The organism is Peribacillus sp. ACCC06369 (assembly GCF_030348945.1).
Taxonomy (GTDB): Bacteria; Bacillota; Bacilli; order Bacillales; family DSM-1321; genus Peribacillus.
This window is the reverse complement of record NZ_JAUCEN010000002.1, coordinates 4,379,525-4,398,259: the sequence shown is the minus strand read 5'-3', so window position 1 is coordinate 4,398,259 and position 18,735 is coordinate 4,379,525. Positions and strand designations below refer to the sequence as shown.

22 protein-coding genes are annotated in these 18,735 nt (G+C 40.5%); 14 read left to right on the top strand and 8 right to left on the bottom strand.

What is annotated here, in order from left to right; all coding sequences use genetic code 11:
• Positions 1 to 48 precede the first annotated feature (48 nt).
• Together QUF78_RS22335 and QUF78_RS22330 are read left to right on the top strand one after the other, a co-directional pair.
• On the top strand, positions 49 to 915 hold the full coding sequence (locus QUF78_RS22335; RefSeq protein ID WP_289327387.1) for an RNA polymerase sigma-70 factor: 867 nt from the start codon (positions 49 to 51) through the stop codon (positions 913 to 915).
• Positions 916 to 1,013: 98 nt separating this feature from the next.
• Positions 1,014 to 1,475 (top strand): carboxymuconolactone decarboxylase family protein, encoded by a 462-nt coding sequence (locus tag QUF78_RS22330; protein WP_289326398.1) that lies wholly within the window; start codon positions 1,014 to 1,016, stop codon positions 1,473 to 1,475.
• 267 nt (positions 1,476 to 1,742) lie between these two features.
• Here the strand turns inward: QUF78_RS22330 and QUF78_RS22325 are convergent, their stop codons facing one another.
• The 4 genes from QUF78_RS22325 to QUF78_RS22315 form a co-directional block, all read right to left on the bottom strand.
• The gene (locus QUF78_RS22325) at positions 1,743 to 1,970 is read right to left on the bottom strand and encodes a hypothetical protein (protein WP_289326397.1); all 228 of its coding nucleotides are present in this window, start codon (positions 1,968 to 1,970) and stop codon (positions 1,743 to 1,745) included.
• Positions 1,970 to 2,290, bottom strand: coding sequence for a YbjQ family protein (locus tag QUF78_RS22320; RefSeq protein WP_289327386.1), 321 nt, complete (start codon positions 2,288 to 2,290; stop codon positions 1,970 to 1,972). The genes QUF78_RS22325 and QUF78_RS22320 overlap by 1 nt, the downstream gene beginning before the upstream one ends.
• A 640-nt stretch (positions 2,291 to 2,930) precedes the next feature.
• Positions 2,931 to 3,065, bottom strand: a complete 135-nt coding sequence (locus QUF78_RS27910) for a LuxR C-terminal-related transcriptional regulator (RefSeq protein ID WP_353957923.1) — start codon at positions 3,063 to 3,065, stop codon at positions 2,931 to 2,933.
• A 12-nt stretch (positions 3,066 to 3,077) separates the two neighbouring features.
• Positions 3,078 to 3,545: a hypothetical protein gene (locus QUF78_RS22315; RefSeq protein WP_289326396.1), complete on the bottom strand. Its 468-nt coding sequence runs from the start codon at positions 3,543 to 3,545 to the stop codon at positions 3,078 to 3,080.
• Positions 3,546 to 4,076: 531 nt separating this feature from the next.
• Here QUF78_RS22315 and QUF78_RS22310 point away from each other — a divergent pair.
• From QUF78_RS22310 to QUF78_RS22285, 6 genes are all read left to right on the top strand, one after another.
• Positions 4,077 to 5,894 (top strand): sensor histidine kinase, encoded by a 1,818-nt coding sequence (locus QUF78_RS22310; protein WP_289326395.1) that lies wholly within the window; start codon positions 4,077 to 4,079, stop codon positions 5,892 to 5,894.
• Entirely contained in the window at positions 5,866 to 6,612 is a 747-nt protein-coding gene (locus QUF78_RS22305) for a LytR/AlgR family response regulator transcription factor (RefSeq protein WP_289326394.1), read from the top strand. Before QUF78_RS22310 ends, QUF78_RS22305 begins: the two co-directional genes overlap by 29 nt.
• 141 nt (positions 6,613 to 6,753) lie before the next feature.
• Positions 6,754 to 8,547: a carbon starvation protein CstA gene (gene cstA, locus QUF78_RS22300; protein WP_289326393.1), complete on the top strand. Its 1,794-nt coding sequence runs from the start codon at positions 6,754 to 6,756 to the stop codon at positions 8,545 to 8,547.
• 259 nt (positions 8,548 to 8,806) lie between these two features.
• Entirely contained in the window at positions 8,807 to 8,962 is a 156-nt protein-coding gene (locus tag QUF78_RS22295) for a DUF1540 domain-containing protein (RefSeq protein WP_065310844.1), read from the top strand.
• Between the two features lie 200 nt (positions 8,963 to 9,162).
• The gene (locus QUF78_RS22290; protein WP_289326392.1) at positions 9,163 to 9,291 is read left to right on the top strand and encodes a hypothetical protein; all 129 of its coding nucleotides are present in this window, start codon (positions 9,163 to 9,165) and stop codon (positions 9,289 to 9,291) included.
• Positions 9,292 to 9,561: 270 nt separating this feature from the next.
• Positions 9,562 to 9,759 (top strand): hypothetical protein, encoded by a 198-nt coding sequence (locus tag QUF78_RS22285; protein ID WP_289326391.1) that lies wholly within the window; start codon positions 9,562 to 9,564, stop codon positions 9,757 to 9,759.
• A gap of 223 nt (positions 9,760 to 9,982) precedes the next feature.
• Here the strand turns inward: QUF78_RS22285 and QUF78_RS22280 are convergent, their stop codons facing one another.
• The 4 genes from QUF78_RS22280 to QUF78_RS22265 form a co-directional block, all read right to left on the bottom strand.
• The gene (locus tag QUF78_RS22280) at positions 9,983 to 10,621 is read right to left on the bottom strand and encodes an O-methyltransferase (RefSeq protein ID WP_289326390.1); all 639 of its coding nucleotides are present in this window, start codon (positions 10,619 to 10,621) and stop codon (positions 9,983 to 9,985) included.
• Positions 10,608 to 10,952 carry a hypothetical protein gene (locus QUF78_RS22275; protein WP_289326389.1) on the bottom strand — a complete coding sequence of 115 codons (345 nt, stop codon included), beginning with the start codon at positions 10,950 to 10,952 and terminating at the stop codon, positions 10,608 to 10,610. Before QUF78_RS22275 ends, QUF78_RS22280 begins: the two co-directional genes overlap by 14 nt.
• Before the next feature lie 169 nt (positions 10,953 to 11,121).
• Complete coding sequence (locus QUF78_RS22270; RefSeq protein ID WP_289326388.1) at positions 11,122 to 11,565, bottom strand: MarR family winged helix-turn-helix transcriptional regulator; 444 nt, start codon at positions 11,563 to 11,565, stop codon at positions 11,122 to 11,124.
• Positions 11,566 to 11,698: 133 nt separating this feature from the next.
• On the bottom strand, positions 11,699 to 12,790 hold the full coding sequence (locus tag QUF78_RS22265; RefSeq protein WP_289326387.1) for a low temperature requirement protein A: 1,092 nt from the start codon (positions 12,788 to 12,790) through the stop codon (positions 11,699 to 11,701).
• 209 nt (positions 12,791 to 12,999) lie between these two features.
• On the opposite strand from QUF78_RS22265, the gene QUF78_RS22260 reads away from it, so the two are divergent.
• The 6 genes from QUF78_RS22260 (at position 13,000) to QUF78_RS22235 (ending at position 18,730) form a co-directional block, all read left to right on the top strand.
• The gene (locus QUF78_RS22260) at positions 13,000 to 13,560 is read left to right on the top strand and encodes an NADPH-dependent FMN reductase (RefSeq protein ID WP_289326386.1); all 561 of its coding nucleotides are present in this window, start codon (positions 13,000 to 13,002) and stop codon (positions 13,558 to 13,560) included.
• Positions 13,561 to 13,738: 178 nt separating this feature from the next.
• Positions 13,739 to 14,380, top strand: coding sequence for an isochorismate family cysteine hydrolase YcaC (ycaC, locus tag QUF78_RS22255; protein ID WP_289326385.1), 642 nt, complete (start codon positions 13,739 to 13,741; stop codon positions 14,378 to 14,380).
• Positions 14,381 to 14,816: 436 nt separating this feature from the next.
• On the top strand, positions 14,817 to 16,883 hold the full coding sequence (locus QUF78_RS22250) for a BglG family transcription antiterminator (RefSeq protein ID WP_289326384.1): 2,067 nt from the start codon (positions 14,817 to 14,819) through the stop codon (positions 16,881 to 16,883).
• A complete protein-coding gene (locus QUF78_RS22245) occupies positions 16,880 to 17,146 on the top strand; it encodes a PTS sugar transporter subunit IIB (protein WP_289314989.1) in 267 nt (88 codons plus the stop codon). The genes QUF78_RS22250 and QUF78_RS22245 overlap by 4 nt, the downstream gene beginning before the upstream one ends.
• A 17-nt stretch (positions 17,147 to 17,163) precedes the next feature.
• Positions 17,164 to 17,430, top strand: coding sequence for a PTS sugar transporter subunit IIB (locus QUF78_RS22240; protein ID WP_053347686.1), 267 nt, complete (start codon positions 17,164 to 17,166; stop codon positions 17,428 to 17,430).
• A gap of 31 nt (positions 17,431 to 17,461) precedes the next feature.
• The gene (locus QUF78_RS22235) at positions 17,462 to 18,730 is read left to right on the top strand and encodes a PTS ascorbate transporter subunit IIC (protein ID WP_289314990.1); all 1,269 of its coding nucleotides are present in this window, start codon (positions 17,462 to 17,464) and stop codon (positions 18,728 to 18,730) included.
• The last annotated feature ends 5 nt before the right edge of the window (positions 18,731 to 18,735 follow it).

Here is an 18,735-nt window from a genome sequence, read left to right as displayed (position 1 = left end):
GGGTCATACGTTCTCGAAAATGAATTTGATAGAAAATAGGTGAAGCAAGTGGAGTTGGATACATTATATAAGACATATCAACCTTTTCTTTTTTCCATCGCATACCGGATGCTTGGATCAATTACCGACGCAGAAGATATCGTTCATGATTTATTCCTGCAGCTTAAGCTTGATACCGACCAAATTAAGGACATGAAAGCATATCTTGCGAAAATGACGACAAATCGCTGTCTAAACTTTTTAAAATCAGCCCGGAAGAGAAGAGAGGTTTACACAGGACCTTGGCTGCCTGAACCTCGGGTAAACGAAACAGAGCAACCTTTAGATAAGGTTGTAACAGATGAAACGGTTGCTTATGCCTTCCTCGTTTTGCTGGAACAGCTGTCACCTGTTGAAAGAGCGGTGTTCGTGCTTAGAGAAGCATTCGCTTACAGCTATGAGGATATTGCCGAGATGCTGGAAAAGAATGAAGTGAACTGCAGAAAGATCTACAGCCGGGCTAAGCGGAAATTAAAGAATGATATGCCAGTCCTTACGGAGGATACAAAACATGTCGATCTTTTGGCAAAAACATTCATAAAAGCATCAATGACAGGGAACTTTGAGGAGTTTTTGGATATCCTTACAGAAGATGTCGTTCTTGTCACTGATGGCGGAGGAAAAGTGCTTTCTGCTTTAAATCCAATTGTAAACAAACAGCGCGTATCCTCCTTTCTTAAAGGAGTTTCTGCTAAAGGAGGTTTCATAGGAGAGCTTCTTCCGGTGATGGTCAATGGTCAGGAAGGAATTTTGCAAATGAAAGACGGGCAGCCTATCAAAGTCATCTGCTTTGAATTAGATCCAAAACAAGAAAATATCCGGAAAATCTTCATTGTTTCAAATCCGGATAAATTAACTCATATTCCTGTTCCTTAATAGGATGGACTGAGGGCTCTCTTTTTGGTATGTCACAAATCAATCCTCTATTTTGTCTTATAAGTGAAACCTAAAAAGATTTAATGGAGGAGATAGACATGGAACAACGCATTAACTACATGAAAACAAATCGGGAAGTAGTCAAATTGATGATGGAACTCGAGGAGTACAAGAAAACAACGGAAATCGATAGCAAGTTAATCGAATTGATTAAAATTCGTGCGTCTCAAATCAACGGCTGTGCGTACTGCTTGGATATGCACACAAAGGATGCCCGGGCAATGGGTGAAACGGAACAAAGAATTTACTGTTTGAGTGCTTGGCGTGAATCGCCATTCTATCTTGAGTCGGAAAGGGCAGCGCTGGAATTGACGGAAGCGGTCACGGCCATTTCTGCAAACGGTGTCCCTGATGATCTGTATGAGCGGGTCCGCCTTCACTTTGATGAAAAACAATATATCGATCTCGTTACCATAATCATCACGATCAACGGCTGGAACCGATTGGCCATTTCAGCCAGAAGCATACCCGGACACTATAAGCCTGTAATGGAAAAATGATTTTGAACAAAAAAAACCCCTTGCATGGTTATAACGGGTTCCGTTGACAGGGAGAAACAATACAATTAGCATATAAATTAGATGACCAATTCGAAAAGCGATTTGGTCTCAGTTTTCCCCATTAAACGTTGATTTAACGGGAGTTTAGCACACTTCTGCGAAACAACTAATGGACTTGATGGTTAAGAATTAATACCTGCTCAAAATTTAGGGATAAAATAAAAACAATAAAAAGCCACGTTTTGTATAAATCGTGGCTTTTTATAATTATTTTTCTTTTTTATAAAAGCGTTCACCCGTATCAGGATTATAATACACCCTTGTTTTTTCTCCAGTCACAGGGTCTATATTTATTTCATCTGTCGATTGAAATCCATCAGGAACTTTTACACCGTGATTACGATTAATCCGTTTATCATAGATAAAGTATCCTAGTAAAATGCATAAGATAACTATAATAATTTGTAATATATAGTACCCTATGATGAGTTTCATTATATAGTCTCCACAATGACGGCAGTTCCATATGCAACAATTTCACTCATATTTTTACCGATTTCCCCAGAATCAAATCTCATCATTACAATTGCGTTTGCACCCATTTGATTGGCATTTTTTATCATACGGTCCATTGCTTCTTTTCTTGAATCTTCAAGCATAGCTGTATATTGCTTGATTTCTCCACCTACTAGGGATTTTAACCCTGCCATGATATCGCCGCCAAGCCCTCTGCTTCTTACAATTAGACCAAAGACAGGTCCTTTTACTTCTACAATTTTGTAACCTTCAATTTTTTCTGTGGTAACTACCAACACATTAATCGCCTCCATCTTATGCGTATATGAATGTTCTCTTGTCATAACGTAGCACTGCAATTCCTTTTTCCGACCAAACCTTCAGCGGGGTCTGACTTTAAAAGGGTAATTATTACTTTTTCATCCCTATTACTTGGTCCAGAGCCGTGAACGAATACAACGGAAGGAACCAATCCATTAATTATTAGTTACTTTATTTCAGCACCCATAACACTTTTTTTATCAGCCATTGTGTTACCTCCAGTGAATAATAACAAATAATAATTACCTTTTTATCAAGTGCAAAAATAATACCATTCCTTTAAATTTTAACATAATATAAGTTTTATCCTTCTTATACAATAGGAAGTGCACTTATTTAACACGTAGCATATTTCGAGTAAACATAAAAAATCCCATTTCGTAAAAAAGAAATGGGATAAAATTTTTTAGTGTTATTTTCTGTTGATTTGAATGTTATTTGTGTGAAGATTTATGATGCTAATTGCACACCTTTTTCCACTTCAATATGAATTTTTTCCCCTCATAACGGAACCCGTTAGTATGATTACGAGGGGTTTGCTTTTTATAAAAAGCGGTTTTAAATCTTTATTTGATTAAGAATGTCATACAATTTATTTTCATAGTACAAGCTGATTAATTATGATCTGGAGGTTATCTCTAATTCTTCAAACATTTTATTTACATAGTTACGAACTGTAGAAACACTTATATGCAGATTATCAGCTATTTCTTTATCTTTGAGACCTTGAGTTATATTCTTTATTATTCGCAATTCAACTTTATGTTATTGCTCCCTGGTAATTAAAGATGATGTATCTGTTTTTATTATATCTTCAATTAATAATTTCTCACGATGCACATGTAACTCGTAGGAGATTTGATTAGCTAGCCATTCAGAAATCATTTTGAAATTTTTACTATCATCCGTTGTTATTATACTTACATATCCTTGCAATTCCTTATTTTTAATTTCATGGATGGGGGAAGATATGACACTAAAATCCTTCCCGTAGATTTGGTTTTTAGTTCTTACAGTAGTATTTTGCAATGTACTTAAAACAAATGCATTATTTTCAACAGATTCTTTTATAACCACGTTACATATATCTTCATTTTCAAAATTACTCTTAGAGTATAAAACATTTAGCTCTTTATCAAAGATAAATATAGAAGTTTCAAAATTAAATTTGAAATTCTTAATACTATTCAATACTTTTTTACTGATATAAATGATTTGATTTTTCAATTCCATATTCATACCTCATAGTTATAAAAGATAATATTTTTGGCATTTAAAAAGGGTGTGAAGCACTGCATCTTTAACCCATCAGTTTACCTTTTTTCATGAAATAACCTATTTATTCTCCTCGTTTAACAATAAACTATTTTTCAGTGTGATGGATTCCAAAAATGACGAATGCAAATTCAAAAATGATACCCGGAGGTGCAGATGTGAACTTTTCCGATAATTAACCTTTTTGTGACGAACCTACAAAGGTAATTTCGAAAGCGATAGAAAGGACATGTTTTGAAAAAAGATTAATCAAAACATGCCCTTTTAATATTTAATAGAATTGCCCTAAAGCTTCTGTCCCACTAGATTTATTCTGCTCTAACTAGTATTTTAGCTTTTTCTCCCGATATATTGATGAGAGGTATCTGAAGGCGTATGTCCCGAATGTAGATGATTAAATGGAGGTCCCCCTGTTTCTTTCCATGTTCTAGGATTATCAGTGTTAATCGTAAAAACAAAATTCGACAAAGATTTCATGGCTGATGTAAGATGAATGAAAAAGCCAGAAATGGGGTGAGTGAGTTGGTTCATTTATTACCGTCGCTGTTTGAAAAAGTGGGGATCATCGTGATTGCTGCATTCCTGCTTTCTTATATGAAACCCTTTCGGCAAATGATAGGCCATGAACATGAAATGTCGAAGAAAATCATGTTTATCGCACTTTTTGGAACTTTCGGCATCATAAGTAACTATACAGGAATCGAAATCGGGAATCATGCCATACCAGAGGGTGCTTGGCATACTGAGATAGCTCCGGATAACGCGATTGCCAATACAAGGATCATGGGTGTGGCAATCGGCGGTTTGCTGGGGGGACCATTTGTCGGTTTGGGCGTGGGTTTGATTGCGGGGCTTCACCGTTATTCTCTCGGGGGTTTTACAGCGTTGGCCTGTGCGATCGCAGCGATTTTGGCTGGAGTCTTATCGGGGTTTTTGGGAAAAAGGCGCCGAAAGCATGGGACGATCACCCCTTGGTTTGCCCTCCCTATTTGCATGGCCTTGGAAGCGATCCAAATGGGGATCATACTAGTGACGGCCAAACCATTTGAAAGGGCGTGGGAGCTCGTACAAGTAATCGGTCTCCCGATGATCATCATCAACGGGTTCGGCACTTTACTATTCATGCTCATCATTCAATCGATCACGAGGGAAGAAGCACGGACGCGGGCCGTGCAAACGAACCTTGCGTTCCTGATTGCGGATCAGACATTGCCCTATTTCCGGCAAGGGTTGAATCAATCTTCCTGTAAGAGAATTGCCCAAATCATCTTGGGGCTGACTGAAGCCGATGCCGTGGCCATTACCAATGAACATAGTGTACTTGCCCATGTGGGTGCTGCGTCCGATCACCATGTCCCGAAAGTGGGAATAGCGACAGGCTTAACGAAAAAGGCCCTTGAACAAGGCAAAATCATCGTGGCCAAAACAAAAAAGGACATTTATTGTTTTCATGATCAATGCCCATTGCAGGCGGCCGTAGTCCTGCCGTTGCAGGTACAACAGAAAACGGTGGGGACTTTGAAGATGTATTTCAAGCATCCGGATAAATTAAGCCAAGTGGAGCAAGAGCTAGCGGAAGGATTGGCGAAACTATTTTCCACTCAATTGGAGCTCGCTAAAGCGGAAATGCAAACGAAATTATTGAAAGATGCTGAAATTAAGGCCTTGCAGGCACAGGTCCATCCACATTTTTTATTTAATGCAATCAATACGATATCCGTTTTATGCCGGATGGATGTCGAGAAGGCAAGAAATTTATTGTCGGAGCTCAGTGCCTTCTTTCGCTCAAATTTACAAGGGGCCCGTCAAATCCTGGTACCGCTTGAAAAGGAATTAGAGCATATCAACGCTTATTTATCACTGGAGCAGGCCCGTTTTCCAGATAAATATCATATCGATTATCGCATTGAGCCAAGGCTTAAGGAAGTCCTCATTCCTCCATTCACGTTACAGCCACTTGTTGAAAATGCGGTACACCATGCATTTCCACATGTGAAAAACAAAGGTGAAATCATCATACAGGCTTTTTTTAAAGACGATAAGATGCAGATTGTTGTGGCAGATAACGGGAAAGGGATTTCAAGCGGGAGATTAGATGAATTGGGTAAGCATGCTGTAGAATCGACTAAAGGTACAGGAACGGCGCTTCATAATATCAGTGAACGGCTGGATGGGATCTATAATGGTCAGGCCAGTCTCTCGATAGAAAGCGAAACGGGGCACGGAACACAAGTGAAAATATCAATACCACTCAACGAAAAAGGAGCATATGTCAACGATGATGAAAGCATTTATCGTAGAGGATGAACCACTGGCAAGAGATGAATTGAAATATTTACTGAAGAGAAGCAGGCAAGTAGACGTTGTGGGTGAGGCCGAAGGGATAGAAGATGCCATGAGGGATATTTCCCACCTTAAACCTGATCTTGTCTTTTTGGATATTGAGCTAGCAGAGGGGAATGGTCTCCAATTGGCTAAGCAATTAGCTGAACTTGACCCTGCACCTTCGCTCATTTTTGCGACCGCTTATGATGAGTTTGCCCTCCAAGCCTTCGAATTATATGCGTTTGATTATCTATTAAAGCCCTATAATGAAAATAGGATTCGTCAAACATTGGATAAGCTAATGAAGCTGCGTAAAAACAGGGAAGATGGACCCAGAACAGCACCTCTAGACAGTCGGACGGCGGTGGAACAGACAGGTAAATTGGCTGTAGAGATAGATGATCGGATTGTTTTGATCGACCGGGACACTATTTTATTCATAGGACTCATAGAAGGAAAGACGATCATTAAAACCGAGGAAAATGAATATAAAATCGGTGACCCTCTCATCGTTCTTGAAAGGAAGCTCGACAATCGCTCATTTTTACGGGTCCATCGCGGCTTTATCGTGAATGTCATCCATATATCTGAAATACAGCCTTGGTTCAATTCGACTTATAATCTCATTATGAGTGACGGATCAAACATTCCGGTAAGCCGCACGTATGTGAAGGAGCTAAAGCAGCTAATCGGTTTTTAAAAATTTTCACAATTCTGCATTTTATCTTCTATATAATGCAGCCCATCCCTCATTATCTGCATTATAACTTGAAAACCTATTGAACCCGCTTTCATCGTGATATCATCAGTTTACGATGTAAGTAATAGAGGGGGTTCAAATATGAATGCGGTTCCAATAGTCATAGGCTCCATTTGTATATTAATGATTGCCTACCGTTTATACGGGACATTCATAGCACTTAAAGTATTAAAACTAGATGATTCCAAGCCGACTCCTGCCCATAAATTAGAGGATGGAAAAGATTATGTTCCAACAAATAAATGGGTGGCATTCGGCCACCATTTTGCAGCCATTGCAGCGGCTGGTCCATTGGTGGGCCCGATCCTTGCTGCACAATTCGGGTATTTACCAAGTTTATTATGGCTTTTAATCGGGGCTGTAATCGGGGGAGCCGTCCATGATGCCGTCGTGCTTTTCGCGTCGATGCGTAAAGACGGAAAATCCCTATCGGAAGTTGCGAAAGAAGAACTTGGCCCTGTAGCAGGCTTCTGTACAGGACTTGCCATGCTTTTTATCATTACCATTACGATGGCAGGACTTTCAATGGTCGTTCTGCATGCTTTGGAAAATAATCCATGGGGGACATTTGCTGTCGGGATCACCATTCCCATCGCCATGGGTGTTGGGCTTTACCATAAAAAAACTGGCAATCTGAAAGGTGCGACCATCGTCGGGTTCACGCTCATCATGGCCGGAATTTTACTTGGGCCGAACATTCAAGGAACGGCATTTGGTGAATTATTGACACTGGAAGCGAGCACACTTGCCATCATTTTGCCAATCTATGCTTTCTTCGCTGCCGCATTGCCTGTTTGGCTGCTGCTGGCACCTCGTGATTACTTGAGTACATTTATGAAAATCGGCGTATTTGCCGCATTGATTATCGGCGTTTTCGTGGTGAATCCAGAAATCCAATTTCCTGCGTTTACCGAATTCATTAATGGCGGGGGCCCAATTGTAGCCGGACCTGTCTGGCCATTCATTTCAATAACCATCGCCTGCGGAGCGATTTCAGGATTCCATGCATTTGTTGGATCAGGCACAACTCCAAAAATGTTAAACCGATGGAGTGATATCAAATCCGTTGGTTTCGGAGCGATGCTTGTAGAATGTGTCGTTGCCATCATGGCACTGATTGCTGCGGTTTCGCTACAGCCAGGAGATTATTTTGCCATTAACTCCACACCTGAAGTATTTCAAACATTAGGCATGGAAACCGTACACCTTAACGAACTCAGTGAAGAAATCGGCATGAATCTAGAAGGACGGACAGGCGGGGCAGTTACACTTGCTGTCGGCATGACCTATATTTTTACCGAAATACCCTTCTTTGACAAACTGGCTTCGTTTTTCTTCCAATTCGTCATCATGTTCGAAGCGGTGTTCATATTAACCGCAATCGATTCGGGGACACGTGTTGCCCGTTACTTAATCCAGGATTTCTTCGGGGAGTTCTATAAACCATTAAAAAGAGTCGACTGGTTGCCAGGTAACATCTTCGCCAGCGCGTTAGCCTGCTTTATATGGGGATATCTTCTTTACTCTGGGGACATTGGTTCGATCTGGGCACTCTTCGGTGTATCCAACCAGCTCATGGCTTCGATTGGACTAATTATCGGTGCGACCGTCGTTTTGAAAATTGCAGACAAACGCTGGTATATCTGGACATGCCTCGTACCCCTAGCCTACTTATATGTAACGGTTAATGTAGCTGGGTACTGGATGGTGAAAAACGTATACCTGAACCCGGACTCTGCAGGATTCAGCATCTTGAACGGAGTATTATCGATCATCATGCTATGCCTAGGCCTGGTCATTCTCATTGCAGCCTTGAAAAAATGGCGGGAGCTTTGGAAAATCCCACAAGCAGAACTACTGAAAAAATCAGCATGATCATAAAAAGAACCGGGCGGAAGCTGCCCGGTTTTTTTTGTCCTTAGATTCCACACGAGAATGAAATTCTTTCATCGAAAAGCGTTTAAATCGTGAATTTCTGCGTTTTACAGGTGAATTTGGTGGTTTACTCGTGAGTTAGAGCGCTCTATTACACGAGGTTGGCGGTTTTCTTAAAATGAAGGAACCTGAACCTAAAAAAGGAAAGTATCAATAACCCCAATTTTGTTAATGATAGCAAATGAGGAGGTGTGATACGATGGCAAAAGATGTTCTATGTGAAGTGAATAATTGTAAATATTGGGATTCTGGAAACAAATGCAGTGCAGATGCTATTTATGTTGTCAGTCATAAAGGGAACCAAGCATCAAATAGCAAAGAAACGGATTGCAAAACATTTGATCCAGAAATTTAAATCATCGGGGGTAACCATCAAACTGGTTACCCTTCTTTCATATTTATTATTGATAATAAAAATCATTTTCATTCAAGATTATAGAAATTCATTTTATTTTTTCTTCAAGAAAAGGAAATTTGGCGATATATACGTAAGTTTGATTGATAAAATTGTGAGTTTGTGCGATATATACGAGAGTTTGGACGATAAATTCGAGTTTGATCGATAAATACGAGAGATTGATCGATAAAATCGAGAGTTTGATCGATATCCTCGTGAATTTAGCAGCTTTACTCGTGAAATTGAGCACTTTACTCGTGAATTTAGCAGTTTTACTCGTGAGTTAGAGCACTTTACTCGTGAATTAAGCTGTTTACTCGTGAGTTAGAGCACTTTACTCGTGAATTTAGCACTTTGCTCGTGAGTTAGAGCACTTTACTCGTGAATTAAGCAGTTTTACTCGTGAGTCTCGTGAATTAAGCAGTTTTACTCGTGAGTTTGGCTGTTTTACTCGTGAATTTAGCAGTTTTACTCGTGAGTTTGGCTGTTTTACTCGTGAATTTAGCAGTATTACTCCTGAATTAAGCTGTTTACTCATGAGTTAGAGCACTTTACTCGTGAATTTAGCAGTTTTACTTGTGAGTTTGGCTGTTTTACTCGTGAATTTAGCAGTATTACTCGTGAGTTTGGCTGTTTTACTCATGAGTTTGGCTGTTTTACTCGTGAATTTAGCAGCTTTACTCGTGAAATTGAGCACTTTACTCGTGAATTTAGCAGTTTTACTCGTGAGTTTGAGCACTTTACTCGTGAATTAAGCTGTTTACTCATGAGTTAGAGCACTTTACTCCTGAATTAAGCTGTTTACTCGTGAGTTAGAGCACTTTACTCGTGAATTTAGCAGTTTTACTCGTGAGTTTGGCTGTTTACTCATGAGTTAGAGCACTTTACTCCTGAATTTAGCAGTATTACTCGTGAATTTTGTTTTTTGACTTATATGTCTTCATGCACGTACTTTTAATCAAACTTCATTCCAATTCTTTATTTCTTTACTTTTGAAATGGTCAGCCCATCACCAATCGGAATGATCAGGGATTCCAATTGAGGATGATTGGCCACAGTTTCATTGAATGTCTTCATGAATGCAGTATAATGTTTAGGTTTAGCATCCTGGTCTGCGACACTGCCTCCCGCAAGTACGTTATCCATGACGATTAAAGCACCCGGTTCCGCCAGTCTAATGCAATATTGCAGGTAATTTTCATAATTGTCCTTGTCAGCATCTATAAAGAAAAAGTCGAATTTTTTGTTATCACCAACAAGTGTTTCAAGACTTTGCAAAGCTGCTCCGGTCATATATGATACTTGATCTCCAAGGCCGGCTTTGGATAGGTTGCCATGAGCTAACTTTACGTAATTCTCCTCTAATTCAAGGGAGGTTAATTTGCCTTCGCTGCCGAATCCCCGGGCAAGGCAAATCCCGCTATATCCCCCTAGAGCGCCTATTTCCAAAATATTTTTAGCCCCTGAAATGGATACAAGCATGGTAAGAAGTTTTCCAGATGAGGGAGATACCGATATGGACGGCATTCCGTTTTCTTGTATGGACGTAATGACTTCTTCCAAAAGTGCATCTTGGGTATAAAACACTGAATCGATATAACTGTTAATTTGTTTCATTGCTTTCAATTCCTTTCTCACTATTATTGGAAGTTTCCTTTTCTTCACTATTCTTATCGGCTGCTTCACTTTCTTGTATTTCAAATAATTGAATGAATTCGTTGATTAACATATCAATGGCTTTTAATTCACCGACTAAGATTTGATTAATGGATTGAAACTCTGGTTTATCTAACTGTTCCTTAATGGTTGAACGTTTAAGGTTCATCATTTCCAAAAAAGCAATTGCCCGCCCGCGGCGAAAGGTTTTTGGACCATGGCCTTTGCCACTGTGATGCTCCCCACGGTGATGTCCCTCTTTCTTGAAATCCTTGAATTTTTCATTTCTCATGTTAAATCCTCTTTCTGTGTATACGATTGTATACACATTGTGTCTTGGTTTAAATGTATACAAATGTATACAAAATGTCAACGCATACAAATAGAAAAAAACATCTGCTCAAAGTACAAATTCGATTATCAATAGAAAAACAGATCACCATTAAACAGGTGATCTGTTTTTATTTTTGAACTTTACTAAGTAGTTCTAAAAGCTGTTGTTTTTCCGTCTCATTCAAGTTGGCAAACTGTGATGCCTGAAAATGCTCTTGCTTTGGAACAACTTCATGAAAAAACTCTTTTCCTTCCTCAGTCAATGAAAGGTATTTTGTTTTCCATTCCTGTTCCCGTTTAATCAATCCCAACTCTTCCATTTTCCTTAATAGTTGAGTGATATTGCCTTTTGTCACAAAAAGCTTGTTTGCAAGTTCTTGCTGAGATAATCGTTCATGGGAACCAACTTGAACCAAGATATCGAATTGGGCTGCCGATAGATTCCATTTTTTTAAATGTTGATTGGATTCCCGGATACTCTGGTTATATATTCGTGTTATTCGGAACCATAACATTAAACCCAGTCGTTCCTCATTATTAGATGTGGAGGGATTCGTTGTGTTTTCTTTCATGAATGTCACCTCATTCTTCTTTTGTCACAATCAGTTTATGAATAAACTAATTCGAAGTCAAATACAAAAACTTCCAAATTCCATACAAAGAAACCAGTATTATCGTTTGATACTGGTTTCTTTGATTCCTTTATTATGTGGTCGTCAGTTTAGCAAAGATGATAAAAAACAGTGTTAATTCGCCTATTATCACAATATTCGGTACCACGACAATCAAATTAAAAATAAAAAAGACCGCTAAAATCCCTAAAAATAACCCTAAATGATATATTTGCAACCGCTGGTGCTTATGTCTATATTGGTGGAAAACAAAAGTGGTTGAAATGAAATAGAGCGATACGGAACCAAAAACAAAATAGAGGATAAATGAAAAATGGACTTCATGTAAAAACAATAATCTGATGGCTGCTGCAATCATGCTTATAGACATTAAAATAAACAGATGACCGTAAATGATGATTTGGCCGGAAGATTGTACAGACTTGTCGACTTTCTTCTCCATGTTATCGAAATATTGCCACCACATAGCTATTATCAAGGCAAATGAAATGATGGAAAAGGCTATCGAGTCCCAATTTCCTTGTTTAGGTTGAATTACCGCAAGAGTGCTGATAAGCGCTTCCCCAAAGAGAATGATGGTAAATAGACCAAAGCGCTCTAACAAGTGGGCCGTATTTGTAGGAACCTTTTCTAAGCATTTTCTTCCAAGGATTGGGACAATGATGTCGATCAGGATGCCCAAATACAACACAGCATATCGAAGCCAAGAATCAAAAAGGACGGAGAATAATGAAATGACGATTCCAATCCAAAAATACCTTCCCAAAAAGAGTGCCGCTTTTTTTCGAAATCCCTCTTCTATACGCTGTACAACAAGATATTGGATAGCAGTCACGGCTCTTAAGCCAATATAACCAATAAAAAAAGAAAGATAATAAGGATCAAAATCAGCTGATAAGCTTGATGTCATAATTAGGACAAAAAACATTTGCAGTATCAAAAATAGCCGTTGATGAAATAAATCCTTTCCAAACCGGTTAATAAAGATGGTTTGCCCTACCCAAGCCCACCAGATAGGAATAAAAATCAACACGAACTTCAATAAATACTCCGGATGGATATATCCATCTTCAACATGCAGTAAAACATGAGTTGCGCCCGCAACGGCCGCCACAAATAACAAATCATAAAAGAGCTCTAACCATGTGACTTTCTTTTCATCCATTTCTGCACTCCTCCCAATACCCTTCTAGTTTATAGTATGTTGGGAATATTCAGAAAATGGAAGTGGAATCAATATAAGGAAGTTCTTTTTACCCAGCAATCATGTTATGCCATATTTAGATCACAAGCTTAATTGGGAATAACGTCACTTTTTTATAGTTGGTAGATTATGGTACTATAGGAGATGATTTCAAACAGGGAGGGAAGTAGATGACTAGAACCATCGGCCTTATTTGTGGCAGTTTACGGGAAAATTCTTATAATCGAATCATTGCTCAATCATTGACAGATATGGTTGATTCTTATCAATTTCGCTGGATCGAAATTAATGATCTTCCTTTGTTTAACGAAGACTTGGAAATGAGTGGGGTACCAGAAACAGTGACATCATTTAAATCCGCCATTCAGGACGTCGACGGTATCATTATCGTAAGTCCAGAGTACAATTCTGGAATACCAGGCGTATTAAAAAATGCATTGGACTGGGCGTCAAGACCTCGGGAGTCCGCTGTTCTTACCAAAAAACCAGTTGGCCTGATTGGAGCTACTCCTGGGGGATTAGGTACTGCATTTGCTCAAATGCAAATCAGGCAAGTACTTGAAGCGATGCAAGTTCATGTTCTTCCATTTCAAAAAATGCTGATATCGCAAGTACATAAAAAGATTGATTCTGATCGGAAAGAGCTTACTGATGATCAAACAAAACGTTATCTTGAGCGTTATTTACAACAATTCATTCATTGGATCGATCACACTCCAGTTCTAGATTAATTATCAATAATCAATGATTCTTATTATATATATGATTGACAGGCTATAAGTTTATAGATAAACTTATGAGCAACAGTCAGTTAAGTTATAAACTGATTGAAACCAACGAAGGAGTTGGGGGGAATTTCCCTACATATGAACTTTCTTCGATAGCTTTAATAAAAGGAGGACTTTAAAAATGTCTGATCTCTATTCTCGTCTATCCAAAGATGATGCTGCCGTTCTTCTAGTGGATCATCAAACCGGTCTTATTTCCGGGCTAGTGCGTGATTATGGTGTTGATGAATTCAAGAACAATGTTATGGCTCTTGCCAACACCGCCAAGTTTTTTGATTTGCCAGTTATTTTAACAACAAGCTTTGAAAACGGACCAAACGGACCGCTGATGCAAGAATTGGAAGAACTCTTTCCTCACGCACCAAAAATAGCTCGGCCTGGACAAATTAACGCATGGGATAATGAAGATTTTGTTAAAGCAATCGAAGAAACTGGAAAAAAACAACTTATCATCGCGGGCGTGGTTACAGATGTCTGCGTTGCTTTCCCGGCACTTTCCGCTTTGAAAGCTGGTTATGAAGTATTCGCTGTCACTGATGCTTCTGGAACAGTCAGCAAACAGGTAGCTGATGCGGCATTATCGCGTATGGCCCATGGCGGTGTGCAGCTTATGAACTGGTTTAGCGTAGCGTGCGAATTACAACGTGATTGGCGCAACGATGTCGAAGGTTTTGGTGCTTTACTTTCCAGCCAGCTTCCTGGTTATCAAAATATAATCGGAAGCTATAGGGGAGCTCAGCGCAATCTCAGCAAGCAGGTATAACTCTTATACAAATGGTACTTTAGTTGAATAAAAGAGGGTGCTTTTTGTTCCCTCTCAGACTGTAGGCAAACTCGATGAAATTCGAGTTTGCCTACAGTTTTTTTAGTATTAGTACAATTTGTCCACTCCAGAGGCACTCGCTTTCCGCTGAAGGTCCGCTCGTGGCGCTCTTTGCGCCTGCGGGGTCTCCCTAAACCCCTTTCACGCTCGGTCTCATGACTTCACTGCGACTCCAAACTAAAAAACAAAAGTTGTATGAAGTACATAATATCCTCTTCTGAATATAGTCTGTATTGAAAATTGATTACATGCGAAATTGTGCACAAATTTATAAAGAGTTTATTATTGTGCAGTACCCATGACAACATTCGGACTTAGAAACGCTATAATTCTAATAAGAAGTGAGATATCGTAGAAGCAGGGAGAGGGATAGAGAATGTTTTTAGATGAAAGAAGCGCCAATTTACTAAAACTATTACAGCATTCGCCCATTTCAAAAATGAAAGAACTTGAAGCCCAAACAGGTCTGACAAGAAGGCAAATACAATATGGTCTGAACAAAGCGAATGACTGGCTCCAATTTCATGGATATCAACCGATTCAATATAATCGTGAAATGGGCTACTCCTTTTCCGAAACAATCAGGGATGAAGAATTGAACGTAAAACTGACAAAACGCAATTATATATTTTCAGAGACAGATAGAGAAAAGGTTTTTTACCTCATGATCCTGTTAAGCCATGAAGAATTGTCCGTCTATCATTTCCAGACGATCACCGGGCTTTCACGAAATACGGTGTTGAAAGATTTAAAAAGGCTTAAGGAGAAAAACAGGGACATAGCGCTCAAAATCCAGTATTCCAAACAAGATGGCTACGTGGTGATTGGGGAAAGCCGAGTAAAGAGATATATCATTGAACGTCTCGTGCATGATGTACTGAACAGTCCCAATAGTGAATTGATCATGGAGTGCATATGGGGAAATCATGAAAAGCAAATCAGCTCAATCCGGTTCCAGCTTGAGGGGATCGAGCGTAAATTAGGCATCACCTTTACGGATGAACGGCTTCATGAACTGAGCTATTTATTTTTATGTACAGATCAGCTCATAGGAAAAAGGGAAGAGTTACAGGCCGACCAGAGCTGGGCTCCATTTGTAGCGACGGAAGAATACAAAATGGTTGAGGAAATGACCATGACGGATGCCTTTCAATCAGTGTGGAGCGAAACGGAAAACTTATACGCAACGTTACATTTACTGAGCATGAATCGAACGAAGGACATTTCCCCTCTTAAGGATGATGAAGTCATTCAACAGCTTTTGCAGGAAATCGTGGAAGAGTTCGAGAGGCTGGCGTTTGTTCACCTGAAAGACAAAGAGCAGCTATGCCAACAATTATACGTTCATTTTAAACCGGCATATCATCGCCTGCGGTATGGTCTCCCGCAAATGAACCCGATGACGGGACGGGTTCAGAAAGTATATCCTGAACTGCATCATTTGACAAAAAAATCCCTATGGGTGTTGGAGAAAGAGATTGGCTGTCCAGTATCAGAAGAGGAAGTGGCATACTTCACGATCTATTTTGGCGGATGGCTGCGCAGGCAAGGGACCACATTGGATGATCGAAAACGGGCCATTGTCGTATGCCCGAATGGTATCGGCATCAGCAATATCCTCATTTATACATTGAGGGAATTATTTCCGGATATTTTGTTCCTGGATGTTCTGTCAGTAAGGAATGCGGCAGAATACCCATTGTCGTACGACCTTGTTTTTTCAACGGTGCATATGAGAACGAAAGCGGCCTTATTCGTTGTACCGCCCATTTTGGAAATGCAGGATAAACATACATTGCGCCAGCAGGTCATGCAGGAATTGTATGGATATACAACGGAAAGTGTGGATGTTGCAGCATTATTAAAAATCATTTCCAAGCATGCGACAATCCATGAACCGGATCAGCTTGAAAAGGCACTGCAGTCGAATGTGTTTACTCACACGCCAAAAGTAACCCAATTTTCTTTAAAGGAGGCAGAGAAGCCTGTGTTAGAAGAACTGCTCAATATGCAAACGATTCAATTACAGCCGCATGTTTCCAATTGGAAAGAAGGCATTCAAGTCGCGGCCAAGCCTCTCGTGGACTTAGGAACCGTCGAAGAACGATATGTGGATGCAATGATCGAGGCCATAGAAACGAATGGCCCATATGTAGTGATAACGCCTGGAGTGGCGATTCCCCATGCACGTCCGGAGCAGGGGGTAAGATCTTTATCCATGAGTTTGCTGAAATTGGATGAAGCCGTGGACTTTGGGCCGGATAAACCGGTTCGCCTGATTATCATTTTGGCAGCCGTAGATAACGATTCGCATTTGCGGGCATTGATCCAGCTCACTCAATTATTGAATGAACCAGCCAATATAGAGGAAATCTTACGCACTTCAGATAAATCGCTCCTTATGGAGTACGTTCATAAATATTCGAAGGAGGAAACGGAATGAAAATCATGGTAGTATGCGGAAACGGATTGGGCAGCAGCTTCATCATGGAAATGAATGTGAAGAAAGCATTGACGGAAATGGGAAAAACGGCCGAGGTGGATCATACGGATCTTACATCCGCAAAAACGGTTCAGGCGGATATCTTCCTGGGAGCGGCGGATATTGTCGGTCAGCTGGATGATGGAACCCGGACGATCGTCACACTGGAAAACATGATGAGCATCCCTGAAATCAAATCTAAATTAGACAAGCATGTAGGATAAAAAAAGGAGAGATTGATATGAAGAAAATCATGGTAGTATGCGGAAACGGATTGGGCAGCAGCTTCATCATGGAGATGAATGTGAAGAAAGCATTGACGGAAATGGGAAAAACGGCCGAGGTGGATCATACGGATCTTACATCCGCAAAAACGGTTCAGGCAGATATTTTCCTGGGAGCGGCGGATATTGTCGGTCAGCTGGATGATGGAACCCGGACGATCGTCACGCTGGAAAACATGATGAGCATCCCTGAAATCACATCGAAATTAGCGTCACATCTATAACAAGAAAACTTAAAAAAGAGGGGGAGAGGCAATGCTGGAGCTTATCATGAATGACATCTTGGGTACACCTTCCATACTAGTGGGGCTGTTTGCTCTCATTGGCCTGCTGTTACAGCGGAAATCCAGTGCGGATGTTGTATCTGGAACGTTAAAAACAGTCATGGGTTTCATTATCATTGGAGCGGGAGCGGCAGTGCTCATCGGCGCCCTTGATATATTCAGTAAAATGTTCGATCATGCATTCAATGTACAAGGCGTCATACCGAATAACGAAGCCATTGTCGCAGCCGCCCAAAGTGATTTTGGGACCTCGACTGCACTTATCATGGTTTTTGGTATGGTCGTCAATGTATTACTAGCTCGGTTTACGCCATTTAAATATATATTCTTAACGGGGCACCATACCTTATTCATGGCTTGTTTACTTGCAGTCACCCTATCGGTCGGCGGGCTTGACGGATTTCCGCTTATCTTGGTCGGTTCCATCCTATTGGGGGTATGCATGGTGATGTTCCCAGCCCTCCTTCAGCCATACGTACGGAAGATCACCGGAAGCGATGATTTTGCCATCGGCCACTTCGGGACCATCGGATATTTTGTATCCGCGACTGTTGGAAAATGGTTTGGGAATAAGGAGAAGACGACCGAGCAGATCAAGGTTCCTAAATCTTTAGGATTCCTGAGGGACACATCAGTCGCCGTATCGCTTACGATGACGTTGTTCTTCGTGATCGTCGCATTGTTTGCCGGACAGAACTATATTGAAACGGAATTATCCGGCGGTTCGAACTTCATCGTATTTTCTTTCATCCAGGCGATAACATTTGCAGCAGGGGTCTACATCATCCTTGCAGGGGTACGGATGTTAATTGCTGAAATCGTCCCTGCATTCAAAGGGATTGCTGATAAAGTGGCACCGAATACAAAACCTGCATTGGATTGCCCGACCATCTTTCCTTTCGCTCCAAATGCAGTGATCATCGGATTCCTATTCAGTTTCCTGGCTGGCCTATTATCCATGTTCCTCCTTCCGGCAATCGGATTGAAAGTCATCGTTCCGGGGCTCGTACCGCATTTCTTTACCGGAGCGGCAGCAGGTGTTTTTGGAAATGCCACAGGCGGCAGACGCGGTGCGATGCTAGGATCATTTGCCAACGGGCTCATCATTAGTTTCCTGCCGGCGATACTCCTGGTCTTCTTGGGGGATGTAGGTTTTGAAGGAACCACATTTGGTGATTCGGACTTCGGCGTGGTCGGTCTCTTCATCCTAAGTGTCATGAAACTTTTAGGATTATCCTAAACTGT